This window comes from Actinomyces urogenitalis DSM 15434, assembly GCF_000159035.1.
In the GTDB taxonomy this organism is placed as follows: domain Bacteria; phylum Actinomycetota; class Actinomycetes; order Actinomycetales; family Actinomycetaceae; genus Actinomyces; species Actinomyces urogenitalis.
This window is the reverse complement of sequence record NZ_DS999625.1, coordinates 1-241: the sequence shown is the minus strand read 5'-3', so window position 1 is coordinate 241 and position 241 is coordinate 1. Positions and strand designations below refer to the sequence as shown.

The following is a 241-nucleotide window of genomic DNA, read 5'->3' as shown; positions in this document are numbered from 1 at the left end:
CGCGGATCGTGCGAAACCCGTGAACCGGGCCGTCGGGCGCGTCAGTCGCAGACGAGCCAGCGGTCGTCGCCCAGCACGAACGTCCACGTGGAGGTCGTCGCGCCCTTGTCGTCCTTCGCGGAGATCCGGACGTCGGCGGTCGCGGAGTCGCCGTCGACGACGGCGTTGTCGAGCGCCTCGACGACCACCTCGCCCTCGCGCCCGGCGATCGGTGACCGGTCCTCGGCGAAACCGTCGCACA

1 protein-coding gene is annotated in these 241 nt (G+C 71.8%); it reads right to left on the bottom strand.

Translation table 11 applies throughout. The annotated features are described in order from the left end of the window. Positions 1-41: 41 nt before the first annotated feature. The coding region (locus HMPREF0058_RS11540) for an Rv0361 family membrane protein (RefSeq protein WP_006549980.1) at positions 42-241 on the bottom strand (200 nt) is incomplete at its 5' end.